Genomic DNA, 19,857 nt, shown 5'->3' with positions numbered 1-19,857 from the left:
CCGTGGACAACGCTTCGATGTCCACCGGACCCCGTCTAACCTCCCCGTATGGCCCTTGGTACCGCTTCCACCTGGTCGGATCGTGCACACACGGTCCGAGACCTCCTCGCGTCCGGGCGTTCGTACTCCTTCGAGTTCTGGGCGCCCAAGAGCGAGAAGGGCGAGCGCAACCTCTGGAACGCGCTGCGCCGGGTCGAGGCCGTGGCCCCGAGCTTCGTCTCCGTCACCTACGGAGCCGGCGGCTCCACCCGCGGCGGCACCGTCCGGGCCACCGAGCAGATCGCCGCGAACACCACCCTGACCCCCGTCGCGCACCTCACCGCGGTCGACCACTCGATCGCCGAGCTGCGCAACGTGATCGGCCAGTTCGCCGACGCCGGCATCCGCAACATGCTCGCCCTGCGCGGAGACCCGCCCGGCGACCCGATGGGTCCGTGGGTGGCCCACCCGGAGGGCGTGCACTACGCCGCCGACCTGGTCCGGCTGCTCAAGGAGTCCGGCGACTTCTGCGTCGGCGTCGCCGCCTTCCCCGAGATGCACCCGCGTTCGGCGGACTGGGACTCGGACATCCGACACTTCGTGGACAAGTGCCGCGCGGGCGCCGACTATGCGGTCACACAAATGTTCTTCGATCCGGAGCACTATCTCCGGCTGCGCGACAGCGTCGAGAAGGCGGGCTGCGACACCCCGATCATCCCCGAGGTCATGCCTGTTGTGGGCATCAAGCAGCTCGACCGGCTTCCGCAACTCAGCAATGCTCTCTTCCCAGCGGCCGTGAAAGAGCGCATGCTCGCCGTCAAGGACGACGCGGCCGCTGTACGCTCCATTGGCATCGAGTTCGCCACGGAGTTCTGCGCGCGGCTGCTGTCCGAGGGTGTCCCGGGGCTGCACTTCATCACGTTGAACAATTCCACGGCGACGCTGGAGATCTACGAGAACTTGGGCCTGCACCAGCGGGCCTGATCGGCCGGCCCCCGTTCTCGGGCGGGCGGCCGCACCGAGAGGGGCCCCGCGTGGGAATGACGGTCCTCTACAGCGCGTTCGGTTTGGTCGCGCTGTGGCTGCTTGCCGAGGTCCTGATGCAGTACAAGGCCCGGTTGCGGTGGCGCCTGCTCGCCTTCGCCGGATTCGCCGCCGTCGTCGCGGGCGTCGTGCTCCCGTCGGTGCTCGTCATCGGGGCCGGTGCCGTCGCGTTCGCGATCGGCCAGACGCTGGTGACCCTCTCCTTCCGCAAGGGCTTCGTGTCCGGCTGGGCTCTGCGCCGGGGCAAGAGCGCCGAGCCCGAGCTCCCGCAGAACCGCCGCCGCCGTGCCGGTGGCGGGCCGCGCCAGGAACCGGCCCTGGAGGTCACGGCCCTGGAGTACGGCTTCGACCCCGCCGACGACGAGGACTCCGGCGAGCAATCCGCGGCGTACGCCGCGGGAGCCCGCCGCGAACCGGCCCAGGAGTTCTACGTCCCGCAGCAGGCCGCCGAGGGGGCCGGTCCGTACGGAGTCCGCAGCGAGAGCACCGACTTCGCCCCGTCGTTCGCCCCGGCCGAGCAGGACGCCCACCAGTACGCGGCGTACTACGACCCGCAGCCCCAGGGCGGCTACGACTACACCACCGGCTATCCGGCCCCCGGCGAGCAGCAGGTCTACGCCGCCTACTCGGATCCGTACATCGGCACCGGCGGCGGCGTCGCCCCGCAGCAGCCGTACGGCTACGCGGCCCCCTACGGCGCCTACCCCGCGGACCCGTACGCGGCCGGGCAGCAGGAGCAGTACTCCATGGACACCCCGCCCGGCGGGGTCTGGGTCCCGCAGCAGCGCGATGCGCATCAGCCCTACCCGGCGGAGGAGCAGCAGCAGCCGTATCCGTACCAGGGCACCGGCGAGTACGAGCAGTACCGCTACTAGCCCTGCGGCAGGGCCCGCCCGGTCACGGCGCTAGCGGGAGCCGCGGAACTCCGCGCCCTCCACGATCAGCCCGGCCACCAGGGCCCCCGTCATCCCGGCGTGCGCCAGCCCGCCGCCCGGGTGCGCCCAGCCGCCGGCCAGGTACAGCCCCGGCACGCCGGTGCTGTTCGCCGGGTGCAGCATCCTTCCCCCGGCCCCGGCCAGGGAGGGCGCGGGCACACGGCCGCCCACCGCACCCGTGGCCGCCTCGACGTCGGCCGGGGTACGCAGCTCGTGCCACAGCAGCCGCTCCCGCAGCCCGGGGACGGCCCGGGCAGCCGCCGTCAGGAGGTCCTCGGCGGACGGCGAGGGCTCCGTGGATCCCGCCGTCACCACGGCATGCACGGTGACGGCCTCGTGCTCCGCGTCCGGCCGGGTGGCCGGGTCGTCGGGGCGCAGCACGGTGACGGGGCCCAGCAGGGTGCGGTGCGCGGCGTCGGCCTCGCGGGGGCCGCGCAGCGCGGCGAACAGGGTGTACCAGCGACCGGGTTCCGTACGGGCGGGCGCGGAGTCGGCGGTGAGCGGGATCCGGAGCTTCTGGGGATCGACCGCGCAGACCACGCCGTCGGCCTCCACCTCGGTACCGTCGGCCAGCCGCAGCCCGGCCGCGCGGTCGTCCCGTACGAGCGCCTCCCGCACCGTCGCACCGAACTCGAAGGCGACCTTGCGCTCCAGGCACCGCTCGTACACGGCGGTGGCCAGCTCCCGGGTCCCGCCGCGCACGTACCAGCTGCCGAAGGTCTGCTCCATGTAGGGCAGCACCGCCGCCGAGGCGGGCGCGGTCGCCGGATCGATACCGTACGCCCGTACCCGCGCGGTGAGCAGCTCGTCCTGGCCGTCTCCGCCGAGCTCGCGCACGGCGACCTCGGCCAGGGTCGGCGGCCGGCGGCGCAGCAGTCCGCTCCCGCGCAGCGCGGGGTACGGATCGCGGCCCAGCGCCTCCCGGACGGGGTGCAGCGGCTCCTCCAGGAGGGGGCGGCGGGTGGCGTCCCAGGCATCCCGGGCCCGTCCCAGCACCGCGCTCCAGCGTTCCCCGGAGCCGGGCCCGAAGGCCGCGCCCACGGCGGCCGCGGCGCCGCCGTGGGAGCCGCCCGGAAGGGTGACCGTGCGGCCGTCCGGGAGGACGTAGCGGACGGCGGGGTCGATCTGGACCAGCTCCGCGCACTCCTCCAGGGGGCGCTTGCCGGTCTTGACGAACAGATCGCGGTAGACGGCGGGCAGGTGCACCAGCCCGGGGCCGGTGTCGAAGACGAAGCCGTCGCGGGCGTACCGGCCGACGGCGCCGCCGTAGGTCGCCCCGCGCTCGTACACCGTCACCTGATGTCCCGCCACGGCCAGTCGTGCCGCCGTCGCCATCGCGCCCATCCCGGCGCCGATCACCGCAATTCGTGCCATGCCGCTGAGCCTATCGAGCGACGCGGGCGACCTCGGCGGCGAGTCTCTTCTCCTCGCGGCGCTGGGCCCGGCGGCGCCGGAAGCGGCGGATCCGGGCCCAGAGGTAGATCAGCAGGGCGAGTCCGATGATCAGCAGGACGGCGCAGATGATCGCGGCGGCCTGCGGATTGAACATCGCGAAGGTGACGATCCCGCCCACGCCGAGGTCCTCGGCGGTGCTCATGACGACGTTGCTGAACGGCTCGGGCGAGGTGTTGATCGCCATGCGCGTGCCGGCTTTGACGAAATGGCTGGCCAGTGCGGTGGAGCCGCCGACCGCACCGGCGGTGATGTCGGAGAGCGAGCCGCTCTGCCCGGCCAGCAGAGCGCCGACCACGGCTCCGGACACCGGGCGGATCACGGTGTGGACGGTGTCCCAGAGGGAGTCCACGTACGGGATCTTGTCGGCGACCGCCTCGCAGAGGAACAGGACCGCGGCGACGATCAGTACGTCGGTGCGTTGCAGGGACGCGGGGACCTCGTCGGTCAGTCCGGTCGCGCCGAAGATGCCGAGCAGGAGGACCACGGCGTACGCGTTGATCCCGCTGGCCCAGCCGCTGGTGAAGACCAGGGGGAGCACACTCACCTGATCATCATGGCGCAGAAGTGGTGATCGGGCAGGATGATCGGGCGTGGCGATCAGTCGTGGTGGTCGGGCTCGGAAGCAGTGAGGGGACGGCCGCCTTCCGGCGGCCGTCCCCTCACCCGAGTCTGTCGGTGGGGCCTACTGCCCCTGTTCGTCACGACGGCGCTGCCACCGTTCCTCGATACGGGTCATCACTGACCGACGCTGCCGGTTCTGCCCTTGGGGCGAACCGCCTGCACTACCGGAGGCGGGTTGCTCACCAGGCTTGGGTGCCTTGCGCCAACCGGTGACCACGAGCACCGTACAGCCCAGCATGACGAGGAATCCCACCACGCTGATCCACAGTACGTTCGGCACGATCACACCGGTCATGAGGAGCGCGATACCCACCACAATGCCTGCGACTGCCAGGTAGACCCGTCGCCGGGTGTACGTGCGCAGTCCGCTTCCCTCAAGCGCTGTAGCGAATTTGGGATCTTCGGCGTACAGCGCTCGCTCCATCTGCTCGAGCATTCGCTGCTCGTGCTCCGAGAGCGGCACGGGAGTCCTCCTCATCCGTCGGTCGCGGGGGGAGCGACCAGGGGTCCCCTTCAGGATAGGCGGGGAATCGCCCCCCGTGACACCCGCCCTCTACGCCACGTTCTAAAAAAACACTGCCCGTAAAAAGTACTGCTTGAGGAATGCTCAACGCCGTCTTGAACGGCCCACTGAGGGCGTTATTCCCCGGAGGTCCGCTCGGCATGCCGGGCGCTGACCCCGATCATACGGGTCACTGCCCCGGTTCGGAGGGTGAGTGGCCCACCGCGTTCCCGACAAGCTCCGCAGATCAGGCGGGCTTCTCGCCGAGGATGTGCAGCTGCGTGGCGACCGCGTGGAAGGCGGGAAGCTCGGCCGCGGCCTCTTCCAGTCGCAGCAGGGCCTCGACGGCGCCCGGCTCGGTGTCGACCAGAACACCGGGAACGAGGTCGGCGAAGATCCGGACCCCGTGCACGGCGCCGACGGACAGACCTGCCCCGGCGACCAGTGCCGACAGCTGTTCGGCGGTGAAGCGGCGCGGCACGGGATCGCCCGCGCCCCAGCGGCCGGCCGGGTCGGTCAGGGCCGTACGGGCCTCGGTGAAGTGCCCGGCCAGGGCGCGGGCCAGCACGGCTCCGCCGAGTCCGGCGCCGAGCAGGCTGAGGATGCCGCCGGGACGCAGGGCCGCCACCGCGTTGGCCACGCCCTCGGCCGGGTCGTCCACGTACTCCAGCACGCCATGGCAGACCACCACGTCGTAGGACTCGCGCTCGACGACGTCGAGCAGGCCCTGGGCGTCGCCCTGCACCCCGCGGACCAGGTCGGCCACGCCGGCTTCGGCGACACGGCGCTCCAGCCCGAACAGTGCGTTGGGGCTGGGGTCGACCACGGTGACCCGGTGGCCGAGGCGGGCCACGGGCACGGCGAACTTGCCGGTGCCGCCGCCGGTGTCCAGCACGTCCAGCACGTCCCGCCCGGTCGCCTTCACCCGGCGGTCGAGCGCCTCCTTGAGGACCTCCCACACCACGGCGGTGCGGAGAGAGGCGCGGGGGCGGGAAGTGTCCGACACGGCTGATGGCTCCTCGGTGCAGGGGGCACCTCCCAGCGGTGGCTGGGGGCGGGTGAGCGGTCGCTGCCCACCCTATGGCCTCTCGCTGCCGGGCAGGTCATCCCGCGTCCGGGCGCTCCGGGCGCGGTAGCGGCAGGCCCTGCGACGGGCCGGCCGGAGCCGGCGGGTGGAGCGAGAGCATCCGCTCCACCAGGCGCAGGAACATCGCGACGGCTCGCACCAGATCGTCGGCGTCCCGGCCGGTGGCCGCGCCCGCTATCCCGGCCTCCGCCCGCGCCCGGCGGGCCGCGCCGGAGGCGAAGAGCGCACTCCACTCGGCCAGTTCGGGCGCTATCTCCGGGAGCACCTCCCACGCGCTGCGGATCCGCGGCCTGCGCCGCGGGTGCACCGGCTCGGGCCGCCCGCGCGCGGCGAGCACGGCCGCGGCGGCGCGCAGCGCGGCGAGATGGGCGGTGGCGTACCGCTCGCCCGGCCGGGTCAGCCGGGCGGCTTCGGCCAGGCCCTGGTGGGACTTGGCGAGCAGGTCGAGGGCGGCGGGGGGTGCGGCGGACTTCCGCGGGACGGGGTGCACAGGGGACGGGGACGGTGTGGCCATGGCGAACCTCCTGTCGTTGCGCGCTCTTCGCGCTGCCTGGTGTCGCTCCGTACGGGTTGCGCTGTCCTTGCGTCTGCCCATCGTGACGGCCCCCACTGACAATCGCGTTGACCTGCGGGTTTGCCCTCAAGCCCGGGATCGCGGCCGGGCAACTGCCGCCCGGTGCGCACCGGATGCCGCCGAGGATGCTAGTTTTTGTACTGACTAGTCAGTTCAAAAGAAGGGGGAGGGTGTGGACAGCCCGCACGGCGCGGCCGTCAAGGCCGAGGACTTCGGAGTCAAGGGCCCGCGCGGCTGGGTGTTCCGGGGTGTCGGGATCGACGCGGCACCCGGCTCGCTCATCGCGGTCGAAGGCCCCTCCGGCAGCGGGCGGACCTGCCTGCTCCTCGCCCTCACCGGCCGGATGAAGCCCACCGAGGGCCACGCCGAGATCGGCCGCCACCGGCTGCCGAAGAAGATGGCCGCGGTCCGCCGCATCGCCGCCCTCGGCCCGGTGCCCGGGGTCAACGACCTGGACCAGGCCCTCACCGTCGCCGAGCAACTGCGCGAGGGCGCCCTGCTCCAGCGCCGCTACGACGGCCCCGTCCGCGCCCTGCTCCGCCCGCGCGGCGAGCGCCGCGCCTCGGCCGCGGCCCGGATCGACGCGGCGCTGGACGCCGCCGGACTGGACCTCGGGACCCTGCCGAAGGGGCCGCGCACCTCCGTACGGGACCTGGAACGGCTGGAATCCGTACGGCTGTCGGTGGCCATCGCGCTGCTCGGCTCGCCGCGCCTGCTGGCCCTGGACGACCTCGACCTCAAGCTCTCGGACGCCGAGCGCGCCGAGGCCTGGGACCTGCTGCGCTCCCTCGCCGCCCGCGGAACCACGGTCCTCGCGGTGTGCAGCGAGGCTCCCGCCGACGCGATGGTCCTGCGGACCCGCCCGGCGGCCACCACGGCCGGCCAGGCCGCTGATCCGTCGGCGGAACCCGCCGCTGATCCGTCGGCCGGCCCGTCTGCTGATCAGGCCGAGGAATCCGCCACGGCGCCCCGACCCGTGAACTCCCAGATCACCTGGGGCGCCCAGGGAGCCACTGCCACGAACGACTCGGACGGCGCCGACGACTCGGACGGCGCCGACGACTCGGACGGCGCCGACGAAGCCGACGGCACCGACGCCACGCACGACACGAAGGGGGACGGCGATGCGCTCACCGAAGCTGGCCGCGCTTGAGCTGAAGCGGTTCGGCCGGGGGAAGCTGCCCCGGGCCGCCCTCGTCGCGCTGCTCCTGCTGCCGCTGCTCTACGGAGCCCTGTACCTGTGGTCCTTCTGGGATCCCTACAGCCGCCTCGACAAGGTGCCCGTCGCCCTCGTCAACGCCGACCAGGGCGCCACCGTCGACGGCAAGCGCGTCGACGCCGGCGGCGAGATCACCCGCAAACTGCACGACAGCAAGACCTTCGACTGGCGGGAGGTGAGCGCCGAAGAGGCGGCCAAGGGGCTGGAGAAGGGCACGTACTACCTCTCCCTCACCATGCCGGCCGACTTCAGCGCGAAGATCGCCTCCAGTTCCGGCGAGGACCCCGCCACCGGAGCCCTCCAGGTCCGCACCAACGACGCGAACAACTACATCGTCGGCTCGATCTCGCGCACGGTCTTCTCCGAGGTCCGCTCGGCGGCGTCCACCAACGCCTCCCGCGGCTTCCTCGACAAGATCTTCGTCAACTTCTCCGACCTCCACGACAAGACCGCCGAGGCCGCCGACGGCGCCGACAAACTCACCGACGGTGCGGGCAAGGCCCAGCAGGGCGCCAAGGACCTCGCAGCCGGCCTGGACACGGCGAAGGAGAAGAACGGCGAGCTCACCGGAGGCCTGAAGAAGCTGAACGGAGCCGCCGGACAGCTGGAAACGGGTACGAAGGACATCGCGGCCGGGACCCAGAAGCTCGCCGACAAGGTCGGCGGCGCCGCCGACACGGCCCGCCCCTTCCTCAAGGACCCCAAGCGGCTCGCGGACAGCGCCGAACTCGTCGCCGACACAGCCCAGGTCACGAACAAGCACCTGGAAGCCTTCGCCAAGGCGGCCCCGGCCGCCGCCACCGTCACCCAGCGCGTCTCCACCGGAGCCGCCGACGTCTACGCGAAGACCTGCACCGCCGCCGCCAAGCCGCTCCCCGCCACCTGCCCCCAGCTCAAGAGGCTCAAGGACGACGCGGCCGAAGCCGCCGAACTCGCCGGCGACGTCAACACCCTCGTCAAGGACGCGGGCGGCGACCTCGGCACGCTCCACAAGCAGCTCGCCGACCTGGAGCGCGAAGCCCGGCTCCTCGTCACGAAGGCCCCGGGCCTCGCTGCGGACCTCGAAGCGGCGGTCACCCAGGTGAACGCCCTCAACGACGGCGCCCACGAGGTCGCCGACGGCATGACCCGGCTGCACACCGGCATCGGTTCCGCCACCGAGGGCTCCGGCAAGCTCGGCGTGGGCATCGGCAAGCTCGGCGACGGCGCGCACACCCTCGACGGCGGCCTGGTCAAGCTCGTGGACGGCAACGGCGAACTCGCCGGCGGCCTGCACGACGGGGCCGGCCGGATTCCGGCCTACGACCAGCAGCAGCGCGACGCCCGGACCGAGGTCATGGCCGACCCGGTACGGCTCGCCAATCAGTCCCTGCACAAAGCGCCCAACTACGGCACCGGCTTCGCCCCCTACTTCATCCCGCTCTCCCTCTGGGTCGGCGCGATGGTCGCCTACATGCTGATCGCACCGCTGAACCGGCGGGCCCTCGCCGCAGGCGCCTCGCCCTGGCGGATCGCCTTCGCGGGCTGGCTTCCGGTGGCCGGGCTCGGCGCCGCGCAGGTGGGCGCGCTGATGTCGGTACTGCACTGGGGACTCGGCCTGCAGATGGCCCGGCCGGCACTCACCATCGGTTTCCTGATGCTGGTCACCGCCTGCTTCGCGGCGATCGTCCAGTGGCTCAACGCCAAGTTCGGCGCCGCCGGACGGATCCTGGTACTGGCCGTCCTGATGCTCCAGCTGACCTCGGCGGGCGGTACCTACCCCGTCCAGACCAGCCCCGGCTTCTTCAACGCCATCCACCCCTACCTGCCGATGTCCTACGTGGTCGAGAGCCTGCGCCGGCTCATCACCGGCGGCGACCTCGCCCCGGTCTGGCAGGGCTGCCTGGTCCTCACCGCCTTCACCGCCGGCGCGCTCGCCCTCACCGCCCTCGCCGCCCGCGGCAAGCAGGTGTGGACGATGGACCGGCTGCATCCGGAACTGAGCCTGTAGCCCGATGGCACAGGTCGACCTGTGAGAATCAGCGCCATGGAAAGCAGCAGCACCGGTACGGCCGGAGGCGGCGGACGCCGCCAGGCCACACGGCAGAAGCTCTACGAAGCGGCCGTCACGCTCATCGCGGAGCAGGGCTTCTCCGCGACCACGGTCGACGAGATCGCCGAACGGGCGGGCGTGGCCAAGGGCACCGTCTACTACAACTTCGCCAGCAAGAACGACCTCTTCGAGGAGCTGCTGCGGCACGGGGTCGGACTGCTGACCGAATCCCTGCGGACGGCGGCGGAATCGACCGAGGCCAGGGGCGGGACCCGGGTCGAGGCGCTCGACGAGATGATCCGGGCCGGCCTGGTGTTCATCGACCGGTACCCCGCCTTCACCCAGCTCTACGTCGCCGAGCTGTGGCGCACCAACCGGACCTGGCAGTCCACGCTGATGGTCGTCCGACGGGAGGCCGTCGCCGTCGTCGAGACGGTGCTCCGGGAAGGCGTGGAGCGCGGTGAGCTCAGTGCGGAGATCGACGTACCGCTGACGGCCGCGGCGATGGTGGGAATGGTGCTGGTGGCGGCGCTGGACTGGCAGTCCTTCCAGAGCGAGCGGTCGCTGGACGACGTGCACTCGGCGCTGTCGCTGCTGCTGCGGGGCCGGGTGAGCGGGAACCGCTGACGGGTGACCCCCGATCGGCGGTGCCGCGGGGGCGGCGGGGCCGCGTAGAACTGGTGGGGCGGGTGAGTATCCGTACCTAGGCGCGGAAATGAGTACGTGCGCGGATGGGTACCGGCCCGCCGGGACGCCAGACTGGGGGGCAACGGACAGGGACCCGGGCCGCACCGCCGACACGGGGCGGCAGGTGCGGGCCGGGTCTCTTGGACCGACGGGGTGGGAACACGGCCGGTGCCGGGGCTCGGGGGGATCGAGCCCCGGCACCGGCCGCTCGTCCGTCCGGGCGGGGCCGGGATCTCAGCCGCGACCCCACAGCGGGAGCCGGGCCCGCAGGCGCGTGGTCGCGGAGGTTGCCCGGCTGGTCAGGGATGTCCAGCGGGACGAGACCGTCCAGCCGAGGCGGGCCGCCGAGCGGGGGAGGAACAGGGCGCGCAGCCGTGCCGTCCTGGAGAGTCCGGTGAGCAGGCCCGTGCGGGCCAGGAGCACGTCCGCCGGCAGTGCCTCGTACGAGGCTTCCGCGCCCGGTGGCGCGTACAGCGCACGCTCCACCGCTCCCGAGACCCGGAGTACCGCCGCGCCCGCGTCGGCGTCCAGCCGGCCGAGCGAGACCACCCGCTCCGCCGCCCCGCGGGGGGACAGCGCCTCGTCCGGGACGATCCCGACGTCCCACGCCGCGTCGCCCAGCTCCCGCCAGGCAGCCAGCACCTGTCCCGAGCCGAGCCGCCGCGCCCGCAGCCGCCTGCGCCACAGGAAGGGGAGCATGGGGAGGGCCAGGAGGACCAACGTGCCCAGCACCCAGGCCGCCACACCGGCCGCCGAGAGCCCGCCGCCCCCCGTGCCCGAGTTCCGCTGCGCGGCGGCCGGACCGCACTCGCCCAGCTTCTTCTGGTCCGCGGGGCAGTCCTCCGCCTTCGAGGGCCCGGCCGAAGGCTGCGCCGCACTCGCGGACGGGGCCGCCGTCGGCGTGCTCGGCCGGGAATCCGGGGCGGCGGGCCGGCTGTAGTCCGGCACCGTGATGCCCGAGCGGGGCGTCGGCTCGAAGCGGGTCCAGCCCACGCCCTCGAAGTACAGCTCCGGCCAGGCGTGCGCGTCCCGCATGGAGACGTTGACGACGCCGTCGGACTGCTTCTCCCCGGGCGTGAACCCGACCGCGACCCGCGCCGGGATCCCGAGCGTGCGCGCCATCGAGGCCATCGAGAAGGCGAAGTGGACGCAGAAGCCCTCCTTGTCGGCGAGGAACTTCGAGATCGCCTGCGCACCCGTACCCGAGGACACCTTCGTGTCGTAGCGGAATCCACCGCTCACCGCGAAGTAGTCCTGGAGTTTGACCGCCGCCGAGTAGTCGTCCTTCGAGCCGCGGGTCACCTCGCGGGCCGTCTGGACGACGACCGCCGGCAGGTTGTCCGGCACCTTCGTGTACTCGGCCGCGATCTCGGGATTCGCCGCCGGCGCGTTCCGCAGCTGCTCCGCCGTCGGATTCAGCAGCAGGCTCCGCACCGAGTACTGCACGCCCTGGGCGTTCTGGAACTTTTCCTTGCCCAGCTTGTCCCCGACGAGGGTCCGGCCGGCCGGCTCGAACCGCCACTTCCCGGCGATGTCCACCCCCGTCGCCGGATACGGCATCGGCAGGTAGCGCTGCGCGTACGTCTGCGCCGAGGAGATGAAGGTCTGCACCTCGGTCGCGCCGTTCAGCACGCCCTCGCTCACCCCCGGCGGGTTCGGCATCCGCTTCGGGACGTCCGTCAGGGCCCGCCCCGACGCCTCCCACTTGATGCCGTTGAACTCGTCGAGCGCCAGGATCCGCAGGTACTGCTCGCTCAGCTGCGGGCTGTCCGTGCGGTACCGCAGCACCACCCGGTTGTCCTGGGTGTTCAGGCTGCTCTGCAAAGAGACCAGGGGGTTGACCGCCTGGATCGAGCCGCCGACGCCGGTGCCCTCGCCCTCGCCCGTGCCGCCCGGGCCCAGCACCCCGCCGGCCATCGCGGGCAGCACCGCCGGCACCGCCAGCGCCAGACCCAGCGCGACCGCGCCGATCCGCCGCCCGGTGCGCACCGGGGCGAGCGGCGCTCCGCCGCCCGAGTACCCGGCCGCCACCCGGCCGCGCGGGGCCGCGCCGAAGACCCGGCCCCACTGCGCGAGCCGGTCGCGGCCCTCGGCCAGCAGCAGCAACAGGTAACCGCAACCCGCCAGCAGGAAGGAGAACCAGGAGGCACCGCCGGAGCCGGCGGCCGCGCCCGACAGGCCCGCGGCCACCGAGTACAGCGCGAGCAGCGGCAGCCCGGCCGCCGCGGCCGTCCGTACGGTCACCGCCAGCAGGTCCACCAGCAGCCCGATCAGCAGCACCCCGGACACCAGCAGCAGCCGGATCCCGTCCGTCAGCGGGGCCGGCATCGCGAACTCGTTCACGTCCTGCACGCCCTGGCGGAACAGTGCGCCGAAGTCTGCGACGAGATAGTCCAGCAGCCCGTTGCCGGCGGACGACTGCACCTTCCCACCGAACAGCAGCATCAGCGCCAGCAGCGACACGAGGAGCTGCGCCGCCACGGTCAGCGCCCGGGCCAGCGGCACCCGCCGCGCACCCGCGCCCACCGCGCTCTGCAGCGCCAGCAGCAGCGCCGCCTGCGGCAGCCAGCCGCCCGACTCCACCAGCGGGTTCAGCGACCACGCGGTGAACAGCGTCGCCAGAGCCGCGAAGACCGTCAGTCTTGCCCGCCCGCTCATCCCCAGCCCCCTGCCGAACCCGAACCTCCGGCGCCGGCCGGCTCGTTGCCGGCCTGCCGCCACAGCTCCCCGAAGGCCACCGCCGGCGGGGCGGCCAGCGCCGTCCAGCCCGCGTCGCGCAGCCTGCCCAGGCGCTCCTCCAGCGTCAGCAGCCCCCGCGCCGTGGCCGTCGCCGGTCCCCCCGGCCGCCCGGACCAGTCCGCGGAGTCCAGTACGAACGCCACGGCGCCTCCGCCGCGCCGGCACATCCTGGCGGCCAGAGCAGTCTGCACGTCGTCCATGTCTCCGAAGAACGCGATGAGGAGCCCGTCCCCGCCCGCTCCGCCGAAACCGCTGCCGGCGCCGTTGCCCCGTACCGCGTCGCAGGCCCGGGAGAGCCCCGCGCCGTCGGAGTGGCCGACCACCGCGAGGGTGTCCATCATCAGCCCCGCCGCCTCCGCGGACTCCTGCCCGCCCGAGGTGAAGCCGCCGCCCTCGCGGGGCACGCAGTCCCCGGTGTCGGTCAGCAGCCGCACCGAGAAGCCCTGCTCCAGCAGGTGCACCAGGGCCGACGCGGTGGCGGAGACGGCCCACTCGAAGGCGGAGTCGGGGCCGGCGCCCTCGTAGGCGAGGCGCCGGGTGTCCAGCAGGACCGTGGCCCGGATGCGCTGCGGCTGCTCCTCGCGGCGCACCATCAGCTCGCCGTAGCGGGCGGTGGAGCGCCAGTGCACGCGGCGCAGGTCGTCGCCGCGCCGGTAGCCGCGCGGGATCACGTCGTCCTCGCCCGCCAGGGCCAGCGAGCGGCGGCTGCCGTCGCCGTAGCCGGAGGACTCGCCGCTGAAGCGGACCACGGGCAGGGCCTCGGTGCGCGGGATGACCGTGAGGGTGTCGTAGGCGGAGAAGGAACGGGTCAGCTCGACCAGCCCGAAGGGGTCGGTGAGGCGCAGCTGGAGCGGGCCCAGCGGATAGCGGCCGCGCAGATCGGAACGGACCCGGTACGACACCTCGCGGCGGCCGCCCGGCTCCACCCGGTCCAGGACGAAGCGGGGCCGGGGCCCCAGTACGTACGGCACCCGGTCCTGGAGCATGAGCAGCCCGGTCGGCATCCGGGAGGTGTTGTCCAGCCGCAGTTGCACCCGGGCCTCGGAGCCGGCGGGTACCCGCATCGGGGTCAGCCGGCGGCTGCCGGAGACCCGGTGGCGGGTGCGGTGCAGGGCCAGGACGCACAGCAGCGGAAGCACGGCGAGCAGCAGTCCGACCCGGAGCAGTTCGGACTGGCCGAGGACGTACGCGCACATCCCGGCGGCGATCCCGGCGGCCAGGAAGGACCGGCCGCGGGTGGTCAGCCCGGCCAGCGACGCGCGCAGCCCGCCACCGTCCTGCGGGCCCCGGCCGCCCGCGTCGTGCGGGGCGCCGGCGTCCATCAGAAGCCCCGGTCGCCCGCGCCGGGCGGGATCTCGCCGCGCGTGGGCGCGGCCGGTACGGGGGTGCGCTGGAGGATGTCGGCGACGACCTGCTCGGCGGTGCGCCGGCTCAGCTGGGCCTGCGCGGTGGGCAGCAGGCGGTGCGCGAGCACCGGTGCGGCCAGGGCCTGTACGTCGTCGGGCAGCACGTAGTCCCGGCCGGCCAGGGCGGCGGAGGCCTTCACGGCCCGCAGCAGGTGCAGGGTGGCACGGGGCGAGGCGCCCAGGCGCAGGTCCGGATGGCTGCGGGTGGCGGAGACCAGGTCGACCATGTACCGCCGGACGGGCGCGGCCACGTACACCTCGCGGACGGCCTCGATGAGCTTGCCGATGTCGTGGGCGTGCGCGACGGCCGTCAGATCGTCGAGGGGGGAGAGCCCGCCGTGCACGTCGAGCATCTGGAGCTCGGCCTCGGGGCTGGGGTAGCCGACCGAGACCCGGGCCATGAAGCGGTCGCGCTGGGCCTCGGGGAGGGGATATGTGCCCTCCATCTCCACCGGGTTCTGGGTGGCGACGACCATGAAGGGGCTCGGCAGCGTGTAGGTGGTGCCGTCGATGGTGACCTGGCGCTCCTCCATCGACTCCAGCAGCGCGGACTGGGTCTTGGGGGAGGCGCGGTTGATCTCGTCGCCGATGACGATCTGCGCGAAGATCGCGCCCGGCTTGAACTCGAACTCCCGGCGCTGCTGGTCGTAGATGCTCACGCCGGTGATGTCGGAGGGCAGCAGGTCCGGTGTGAACTGGATCCGCTGCACCGAGCAGTCGATGGACTTGGCCAGCGCCTTGGCCAGCATCGTCTTGCCGACGCCGGGCACGTCCTCGATCAGCAGGTGGCCCTCGGCGAGCAGGACGGTCAGCGCGAGGCGGACCACCTCCGGCTTGCCCTCGATCACGCTCTCGACCGAATCCCGTACCCGCTGCGCCGTGCTCGTCAGATCTGCGAGGCTCGCTCGGTCGTCATACGTGGTCACCTGGTTCTCCTCGACCCTTTCCCAGGGCCGGCGCCCCATGGCGCATGACCGGCCCACCCCGAAACACCTCAGAAATCAAGAGCACGGACACCGGCCCGGAGTCCTTCCGGGTGACGTCTCCCCGCATTCTTGACGGCGTTACGCCCTGGTGTCACTCAAGAGGTGGGATCGATCTCCCGCAGGAGTCCGGTGTGCACGTCGAAGACGAAGCCTCGCACATCGTCCTTGTGGGGCAGGAAGGGGTTCGTGCGGACCCGCTGCATGGACTGGCGGACGTCCTGGTCCACGTCCCGGAAGGCCTCGACGGCCCAGGCGGGGCGCTGGCCGACCTCGTCCTCCAGCTCGTGCCGGAAGTCCTCGGTCAGGCTTTCGAGGCCACAGCCGGTGTGATGGATGAGTATGACCGTGCGGGTGCCGAGCGCCCGCTGGCTGATGGTGAGGGAGCGGATGGTGTCGTCGGTGACCACCCCGCCGGCGTTGCGGATCGTGTGGCAGTCACCCAGCTCCAGGCCGAGGGCGGCGTGCAGGTCGAGACGGGCGTCCATACAAGCCACGACGGCCACCTGGAGGACGGGGCGGGCGTCCATGCCGGGATCGGTGAACTTCGCCGCGTAGGCGCGGTTCATCTCCACGAGCCGGTCGGTGGTGCCCGCGGCGGTCTCGTGAGCGGACTCGGCGGGCAGGGGTGCGGAAGTCGTCATGGATACGACGTTAGTGGTCACAGCCCGTATGAGCATCGAGTGAGGGTGGACAAAGAAGGTCACCCCATCATGTTGTGAGCTAACCCACAGGGGTGAGGCGCAGGCGGCCGTCCGGGTGATTCAGGGCTTTTGCCGGTTCGGTCCCAGAGGGGCGCACGGCGCGCGGGGCGGTTCGTTGACCGCGGCGACCGTTGCACTAAAGTGACGCGAACCGGCCGGAGCCCGGCCCTGACCGGCCGCCCGGCCCTTTGGTAAGACTCCGCGTGCGCGGCGCGGCGTATGCCTGCCGCGCCGTTATCTGAGAGGGCGCTTTGACTAGCGAGTCCCGACACGTCCCGGTGATGCTCCAGCGGTGCCTGGACCTGTTGGCCCCGGCGCTGGAGAGGCCCGGGGCCGTAGTCGTCGACTGCACCCTCGGCCTCGGCGGCCACAGCGAGGCCCTGCTCACCCGCTTCCCCGAGGTACACCTGATCGGCCTGGACCGCGACAAGGAAGCCCTGCGCCTCTCCGGCGAGCGCCTCGCGCCCTTCGGTGACCGGGCCACCCTCGTCCACGCCATCTACGCCGACCTGGCCGACGTACTGGACGGCCTGCGCATCCGCGCCGTACAGGGCATCCTCTTCGACCTCGGCGTCTCCTCCATGCAGCTGGACGAGGCCGACCGCGGCTTCGCCTACGCACAGGACGCCCCGCTCGACATGCGGATGGACCAGACGACGGGCATCAGCGCGGCCGAGGTCCTCAACACCTACGCGCCCGGCGAGCTGGTGCGGATCCTGCGCCAGTACGGCGAGGAGAAGCAGGCCAAGCGGATCGTGTCCGCGGTGGTGCGGGAGCGGGTCAACGACCCCTTCACCAACAGCGCGCGCCTCGTCGAACTGATCCGCGACTCCCTGCCGCAGGCGGCGAAGCGGACCGGCGGCAACCCCGCCAAGCGCACCTTCCAGGCGCTGCGCATCGAGGTCAACGGAGAGCTCTCCGGACTGGAGCGGGCGATGCCCGCCGCCGTGGACCGGATCGCGGTCGGCGGCCGGATCGCGGTGCTCTCGTACCAGTCGCTGGAGGACCGCCTCGTCAAGCAGGTCTTCGCCGCCGGCGCGACCTCGACGGCCCCGCCCGGACTGCCGGTCGTACCGGAGAAGTACCAGCCGAAGCTGAAACTGCTGACGCGCGGTGCGGAGCTGCCGACCGAAGAAGAGATCGCGGAGAACCGGCGCGCGGCGCCGGCCCGCTTCCGCGGGGTGGAACGGATCCGGGAGGCGCGACTGTGAGGCGTCTGGGGCGGGTGCTGGGGGGACCGGTCGCCGGACAGGCGGCGCGGACCCCGTTCGTCCTACTGGTCGTCGCGCTGCTCGGCGGCGGACTGATCAGCCTGCTGCTGCTGAACTCGGCACTGAACCAGGGCTCCTTCCAGCTGAGCAAGCTGAAACGGGAGACCACCACGCTCACCGACGAGGAGCAGGCGCTCCAGCGGGACGTCGACGGCTACTCGGCGCCCGACGCGTTGCAGCGGCGGGCGCACGAGCTGGGCCTGGTGCCCGGTGGCAGCCCCGTCTTCATCGGGCCCGACGGCAAGGTCGCGGGCACCGCCTCGCCGGCCGCCGAACCCCCGCCCCCGTCGCCGCCGGTCTCGGCGACCCCCGGCGCGGCCGTGCCGAGCCCGGCCGGCTCCCCGGCTCCGGCGGCGGCGTCGGCCCCGGCGTCGGTCCCGGCGGCCCCAGCCACCTCCGCCGCGCCCTCGGGCGGCGCCCCCCAGCCCTCCCAGACCCCTGGACGGTGACGTCGTGACGCGTACCCCTGCGGGGCCGGTCCCCACCCCGACCTTCCCGCGTTCCCCGGAGCTCCGCCCCGGACCCGCCGCCGCGTACGGCGCCGTAGCCGGGGACCGGCCCCCGCCGGGCCGCGCCCCGGCGGCGGCGACGCAGACGCGCGGGGCCCTCGCGTGAGCCCGCAGGAGCCGCGGCGCCGGGTACCGGGGCCCGGGCGGCCCCGCCCCGCCGGGGACCGGTCGCGGGCCTCGGCCCGGCCGGCCTCCAGGCCCGCGACCCGCCGCCCCGCCCCCGCGCGCACACCGCACACGATCCGCCTCGGCGCCCCCAAGCCCCGCCTGCGGCTGGTCAGCGTCGGCCTGACGCTAGTCATGCTCGCGTTCGTCGTACGGCTCCTCCAGGTCCAGGCCGTAGACGCGTCCGCGTACTCCGCCAAGGCCTCCGAGAACCGCTTCGCCAGCTACACCCTGGCCGCCGAGCGCGGGGAGATCACCGACCGCAAGGGCGTGGCCCTGGCCACGAGCGTGGACGCGTACGACATCACGGCCGACCCGCACATGTTCACCGCGCAGGAGAGCAAGGCCCCCGACGCCCCCGAGCAGGCGGCCGCCCTCCTCGCCCCGATCATCGGCAAGGACGCCCAGGAGCTCACCGAGCGCCTGAAGACGAAGAACACCCGCTACGTCGTCCTCGCCCGCCGCCAGACCCCACAGGTCTGGAACCAGATCAAGGGCCTCAAGAAGGTCTTCGCCGAGAAGGCTTCCGCGGACAAGAAGAACAGCGGCCCCGGCGCCAACGTCCTGGCCGGCGTGTTCAACGAGAACAGCAGCAAGCGCGTGTACCCGAACGGCGACCTCGCCGCCGGGATACTGGGTTACGTCAACGCCGAGGGCAAGGGCGGCGGCGGCCTGGAGTCCTCCCTCGACAAGAAGCTGTCCGGCAAGGACGGCACGCTCACGTACGCCCAGTCGGGCGGCCGCCGCGTGCCGACGGCCGGTTCCAGCGAGAAGCCCGCCGTGCCCGGCGAGGACATCGAGCTGACCATCGACCGCGACATCCAGTGGGCCGCGCAGAGCGCCATCACCGAGCAGGTCGCCAAGTCGGAGGCCGACCGCGGGTACGTCATCGTCCAGGACACCCGAACCGGCGAGGTCCTCGCCATGGCCAACGCCCCGGGCTTCGACCCCAACGACCTCTCCAAGGCCAGTTCCGCGGCGATGGGCAACGCCGCCCTCCAGGACGTGTACGAGCCCGGCTCCACCGCCAAGGTGATGTCGATGGCCGCCGTCCTGGAGGAGAAGAAGGCCGGCCCCGACACGCACGTCGAGGTCCCCAACCGGCTGCACCGCGGCGACCGGCTGTTCAAGGACGACATCGACCACCCGACCTGGTACCTGACCCTCAACGGGGTCCTCGCCAAGTCCTCCAACATCGGCACCATCCTGGCCACCGGCCAGCTCGGCCCGACACAGACCGAGGCGAACAAGGTCCTGTCCTCGTACCTGACCAAATTCGGCATCGGGCAGCCCACCGGCCTGAACTACCCCGGCGAATCCCGCGGCATCCTCGCCAAGCCCGAAGCATGGTCCACTTCGCAGCAGTACACGATCCCCTTCGGCCAGGGCCTGTCCCTCAACGCCATGCAGGCGGCCTCCGTGTACTCGACCATCGCCAACGGAGGCGTCCGCGTCCAGCCGACCCTGGTCCGCGGCACCAAGGGTCCCGACGGCCGCTTCACCCCGGCCCCGGCGCCGCCGCAGAACCGCGTGGTCAGCGCGGAGACCGCCAAGACCCTCGCGGGCATGCTGGAGTCGGTGGTCGACGACCAGGAGGGCACCGGCACCAAGGCCCGCATCCCCGGCTACCGGGTCGGCGGCAAGACCGGCACCTCCAACCGGGTGGATCCGGCCACCGGCCGCTACAAGGGCTACACCGCCTCCTTCGCGGGCTTCGCACCTGCGGACAACCCCCGCATCACCGTCTACTGCGCCATCCAGAACCCCACCAAGGGCAGTTACTTCGGCGGCCAGATCTGCGGGCCCATCTACAAGAAGGTCATGGAGTTCGCCCTCAAAACCCTCCAGGTCGCCCCCACCGGAACCGCTCCCGCCGGACTCCCGGTCACCTACGAATCCGGCGCGCAGCCCGGCTCCCAGCCGAGCCCGAAGCCGGGTCAGTGAC

At 72.7% G+C, this 19,857-nt stretch carries 18 protein-coding genes; 9 read left to right on the top strand and 9 right to left on the bottom strand.

The window, feature by feature from the left end; all coding sequences use genetic code 11:
• Positions 1 to 48: 48 nt before the first annotated feature.
• Positions 49 to 963: a methylenetetrahydrofolate reductase [NAD(P)H] gene (metF, locus tag OTB20_RS09795; RefSeq protein WP_267816454.1), complete on the top strand. Its 915-nt coding sequence runs from the start codon at positions 49 to 51 to the stop codon at positions 961 to 963.
• 50 nt (positions 964 to 1,013) lie between these two features.
• The gene (locus tag OTB20_RS09790) at positions 1,014 to 1,898 is read left to right on the top strand and encodes a hypothetical protein (protein WP_267816452.1); all 885 of its coding nucleotides are present in this window, start codon (positions 1,014 to 1,016) and stop codon (positions 1,896 to 1,898) included.
• 30 nt (positions 1,899 to 1,928) lie between these two features.
• Here OTB20_RS09790 and OTB20_RS09785 read toward each other — a convergent pair whose 3' ends face one another.
• The 5 genes from OTB20_RS09785 to OTB20_RS09765 form a co-directional block, all read right to left on the bottom strand.
• Positions 1,929 to 3,332 carry a phytoene desaturase family protein gene (locus OTB20_RS09785; RefSeq protein WP_267816450.1) on the bottom strand — a complete coding sequence of 468 codons (1,404 nt, stop codon included), beginning with the start codon at positions 3,330 to 3,332 and terminating at the stop codon, positions 1,929 to 1,931.
• A 10-nt stretch (positions 3,333 to 3,342) separates the two neighbouring features.
• Entirely contained in the window at positions 3,343 to 3,957 is a 615-nt protein-coding gene (locus OTB20_RS09780; RefSeq protein ID WP_267816448.1) for a DUF4126 domain-containing protein, read from the bottom strand.
• A 138-nt stretch (positions 3,958 to 4,095) separates the two neighbouring features.
• Positions 4,096 to 4,497 (bottom strand): DUF3040 domain-containing protein, encoded by a 402-nt coding sequence (locus OTB20_RS09775; protein ID WP_267755905.1) that lies wholly within the window; start codon positions 4,495 to 4,497, stop codon positions 4,096 to 4,098.
• A gap of 286 nt (positions 4,498 to 4,783) precedes the next feature.
• Positions 4,784 to 5,542 (bottom strand): class I SAM-dependent methyltransferase, encoded by a 759-nt coding sequence (locus OTB20_RS09770; RefSeq protein WP_267755908.1) that lies wholly within the window; start codon positions 5,540 to 5,542, stop codon positions 4,784 to 4,786.
• A 97-nt stretch (positions 5,543 to 5,639) separates the two neighbouring features.
• Positions 5,640 to 6,137 (bottom strand): SAV_6107 family HEPN domain-containing protein, encoded by a 498-nt coding sequence (locus OTB20_RS09765; RefSeq protein WP_267816446.1) that lies wholly within the window; start codon positions 6,135 to 6,137, stop codon positions 5,640 to 5,642.
• A 232-nt stretch (positions 6,138 to 6,369) separates the two neighbouring features.
• On the opposite strand from OTB20_RS09765, the gene OTB20_RS09760 reads away from it, so the two are divergent.
• Genes OTB20_RS09760 through OTB20_RS09750 form a run of 3 tightly spaced genes read left to right on the top strand, consistent with a single transcriptional unit; the run spans position 6,370 to position 10,075 of the window.
• Positions 6,370 to 7,350: an ATP-binding cassette domain-containing protein gene (locus tag OTB20_RS09760; RefSeq protein WP_267816444.1), complete on the top strand. Its 981-nt coding sequence runs from the start codon at positions 6,370 to 6,372 to the stop codon at positions 7,348 to 7,350.
• Entirely contained in the window at positions 7,322 to 9,406 is a 2,085-nt protein-coding gene (locus OTB20_RS09755) for a YhgE/Pip domain-containing protein (protein ID WP_267816442.1), read from the top strand. Before OTB20_RS09760 ends, OTB20_RS09755 begins: the two co-directional genes overlap by 29 nt.
• A gap of 21 nt (positions 9,407 to 9,427) precedes the next feature.
• Positions 9,428 to 10,075, top strand: coding sequence for a TetR/AcrR family transcriptional regulator (locus OTB20_RS09750; protein WP_243330126.1), 648 nt, complete (start codon positions 9,428 to 9,430; stop codon positions 10,073 to 10,075).
• Positions 10,076 to 10,369: 294 nt separating this feature from the next.
• Here the strand turns inward: OTB20_RS09750 and OTB20_RS09745 are convergent, their stop codons facing one another.
• The 4 genes from OTB20_RS09745 to OTB20_RS09730 form a co-directional block, all read right to left on the bottom strand.
• Positions 10,370 to 12,793 (bottom strand): DUF3488 and transglutaminase-like domain-containing protein, encoded by a 2,424-nt coding sequence (locus OTB20_RS09745; RefSeq protein WP_267816440.1) that lies wholly within the window; start codon positions 12,791 to 12,793, stop codon positions 10,370 to 10,372.
• Positions 12,790 to 14,196: a DUF58 domain-containing protein gene (locus tag OTB20_RS09740; protein WP_267816438.1), complete on the bottom strand. Its 1,407-nt coding sequence runs from the start codon at positions 14,194 to 14,196 to the stop codon at positions 12,790 to 12,792. Before OTB20_RS09740 ends, OTB20_RS09745 begins: the two co-directional genes overlap by 4 nt.
• Complete coding sequence (locus OTB20_RS09735; RefSeq protein WP_267755923.1) at positions 14,196 to 15,206, bottom strand: AAA family ATPase; 1,011 nt, start codon at positions 15,204 to 15,206, stop codon at positions 14,196 to 14,198. Before OTB20_RS09735 ends, OTB20_RS09740 begins: the two co-directional genes overlap by 1 nt.
• Positions 15,207 to 15,361: 155 nt before the next feature.
• Positions 15,362 to 15,907: a beta-class carbonic anhydrase gene (locus tag OTB20_RS09730; RefSeq protein WP_267816436.1), complete on the bottom strand. Its 546-nt coding sequence runs from the start codon at positions 15,905 to 15,907 to the stop codon at positions 15,362 to 15,364.
• A gap of 341 nt (positions 15,908 to 16,248) precedes the next feature.
• Here OTB20_RS09730 and rsmH point away from each other — a divergent pair, with 341 nt between their 5' ends.
• Genes rsmH through OTB20_RS09710 form a run of 4 tightly spaced genes read left to right on the top strand, consistent with a single transcriptional unit; the run spans position 16,249 to position 19,856 of the window.
• A complete protein-coding gene (gene rsmH, locus OTB20_RS09725; RefSeq protein WP_420716367.1) occupies positions 16,249 to 17,178 on the top strand; it encodes a 16S rRNA (cytosine(1402)-N(4))-methyltransferase RsmH in 930 nt (309 codons plus the stop codon).
• The gene (locus OTB20_RS09720; protein ID WP_267816431.1) at positions 17,175 to 17,687 is read left to right on the top strand and encodes a hypothetical protein; all 513 of its coding nucleotides are present in this window, start codon (positions 17,175 to 17,177) and stop codon (positions 17,685 to 17,687) included. Before rsmH ends, OTB20_RS09720 begins: the two co-directional genes overlap by 4 nt.
• 4 nt (positions 17,688 to 17,691) lie before the next feature.
• The gene (locus OTB20_RS09715) at positions 17,692 to 17,853 is read left to right on the top strand and encodes a hypothetical protein (protein WP_267816429.1); all 162 of its coding nucleotides are present in this window, start codon (positions 17,692 to 17,694) and stop codon (positions 17,851 to 17,853) included.
• The gene (locus OTB20_RS09710; RefSeq protein WP_267816427.1) at positions 17,850 to 19,856 is read left to right on the top strand and encodes a peptidoglycan D,D-transpeptidase FtsI family protein; all 2,007 of its coding nucleotides are present in this window, start codon (positions 17,850 to 17,852) and stop codon (positions 19,854 to 19,856) included. The genes OTB20_RS09715 and OTB20_RS09710 overlap by 4 nt, the downstream gene beginning before the upstream one ends.
• Position 19,857: the final 1 nt, after the last annotated feature.

Origin of the sequence: Streptomyces sp. H27-H1 (assembly GCF_026627445.1) — a bacterium.
Taxonomy (GTDB): Bacteria; Actinomycetota; Actinomycetes; order Streptomycetales; family Streptomycetaceae; genus Streptomyces.
The sequence above is the reverse complement of the archived record's forward strand: the minus strand, read 5'-3'. Positions and strand labels throughout refer to the sequence as shown.

Bases quoted from the DNA above. Each gene is read 5' to 3' on its own strand.
- metF (WP_267816454.1), top strand. From the start codon at position 49: ATGGCCCTTGGTACCGCTTCCACCTGGTCGGATCGTGCACACACGGTC.
- OTB20_RS09785 (WP_267816450.1), bottom strand. From the start codon at position 3,332: ATGGCACGAATTGCGGTGATCGGCGCCGGGATGGGCGCGATGGCGACG.
- OTB20_RS09765 (WP_267816446.1), bottom strand. From the start codon at position 6,137: ATGGCCACACCGTCCCCGTCCCCTGTGCACCCCGTCCCGCGGAAGTCC.
- OTB20_RS09755 (WP_267816442.1), top strand. From the start codon at position 7,322: ATGCGCTCACCGAAGCTGGCCGCGCTTGAGCTGAAGCGGTTCGGCCGG.
- OTB20_RS09745 (WP_267816440.1), bottom strand. From the start codon at position 12,793: ATGAGCGGGCGGGCAAGACTGACGGTCTTCGCGGCTCTGGCGACGCTG.
- OTB20_RS09740 (WP_267816438.1), bottom strand. From the start codon at position 14,196: ATGGACGCCGGCGCCCCGCACGACGCGGGCGGCCGGGGCCCGCAGGAC.
- OTB20_RS09730 (WP_267816436.1), bottom strand. From the start codon at position 15,907: ATGACGACTTCCGCACCCCTGCCCGCCGAGTCCGCTCACGAGACCGCC.
- rsmH (WP_420716367.1), top strand. From the start codon at position 16,249: ATGCTCCAGCGGTGCCTGGACCTGTTGGCCCCGGCGCTGGAGAGGCCC.